This is a genomic window from Microcoleus sp. OTE_8_concoct_300, from assembly GCF_031383065.1.
Lineage (GTDB): Bacteria > Cyanobacteriota > Cyanobacteriia > Cyanobacteriales > Microcoleaceae > Microcoleus.
In genome coordinates, this window is the sequence record NZ_JANMZH010000304.1 from 1 (window position 1) to 1369 (window position 1369).

Sequence of the window (1369 nt, forward strand, 5' to 3'; positions counted from 1 at the left end):
AGTCAAGTCTGCCCTTTTTAAGTTTGCTTCTATCAGATTAGCTCCGATCAAATTAGAAAATCGCAGATTTGCTCTTTCTAAATTGGCACCTCGAAGACAAGCATATTGTAGATCGGCACTGTCAAGTTTTGCTTGTTCTAGATTCGCATTAGTTAAATTCATTCGTGACAGAGCAACTTGGTGCAAATTAGCTTTCTGGAATTTAGCTTTTTGAAGTTTTGCCTCAGTCAATATTGCCTCGGTCAAATTTGCCCGAGTTAAGTCCGCTTCCACTAAGTATGCCTCAGTCAAATCAGCCTTATTCAGATTCGCTTTACTTAGGTTCGCTTTATGCAAAGAAGCTAAACTTAGGTCAGCACTATCTAGACTTACACCGCTCAGATTTGCTTCGTCTAAATTGGTACTAACTAATTTAGCGTTATTCAAGTTTGCTCCTATTAGAGTTGCCCGCTCTAAGTCAGCATAATTTAAAATAGCACTATTAAAATTAGACCAACTCAAATCTGCACCACTTAAATCAGCCCAACTCAGATTTGCTGAACCAGCTACTACCTTACTTAAATTAGCACCCGTCAGCGATGCCTTCGTGAGGTTTGTACTCTGAAGGTAAGCCCCAGTTAAAATAGCCTCACTCAAGTCTGCACCTGAAAGATTTGCATTGTCTAAATTTATTCCACTCAAGTCAGCACCTTTGAGATTTTCTTCGCTGAGATTGACTGAATGAAATTTTCGTTCGCCTTTGGCGTATCTTTCTAAAAGTTCTTTAGCATTCATAAATAATCGATCGCCCTCACGTCCCAAAAATCAATATACCATCCGGGCGAATCCGCGTGCACGAGCCGTCAGGCGCGTGCATGATTATGAGATTTCACACCACAGGAGTACCCGTCAAAGAATGTCAGCCCGCAATAAACTTCATCGCCACACCATTCATGCAGTAACGTTTGCCCGTAGGTGCAGGGCCATCATCAAATACGTGACCCAAATGCCCGCCACAGCGACGGCAATGCACCTCAATTCTAGTCCCAAACAACGAATTATCGATCGATGTGGCGATCGCCCCTTTGATCGGATCGTAAAAACTTGGCCAACCAGTACCGCTATCAAATTTAGTTTGCGACGCAAAAACTGGCAAATTACACCCAGCACACGCATAAATTCCCTTGCCATATTGCTTGTCGAGAATGCTAGTATGAGAGCGTTCAGTAGCGTGTTTTCGCAACACATTAAACTGTGCCGGAGTCAAAAGTTTGCGCCACTCTGCCTCAGTTTTAGTAACTTCAAAAACACCATTACTAGCAGCCATAACATCTGACTTCCCAGGTAAACAGGATGATAACAATGCCATGCTGACTGTTGCTACACCAGC

The 1369-nt window shown here is 42.9% G+C and carries 2 protein-coding genes; both read right to left on the reverse strand.

Going from position 1 to position 1369, the window contains the following annotated elements; translation table 11 throughout:
* Positions 1-774: pentapeptide repeat-containing protein (locus tag ACUVJL_RS13990; RefSeq protein WP_445246399.1), on the reverse strand; the 774-nt coding region annotated here is incomplete at its 3' end.
* A 124-nt stretch (positions 775-898) separates the two neighbouring features.
* A partial coding sequence (msrB, locus tag ACUVJL_RS13995) for a peptide-methionine (R)-S-oxide reductase MsrB (protein ID WP_445246400.1) occupies positions 899-1369 on the reverse strand: 471 nt, incomplete at its 5' end.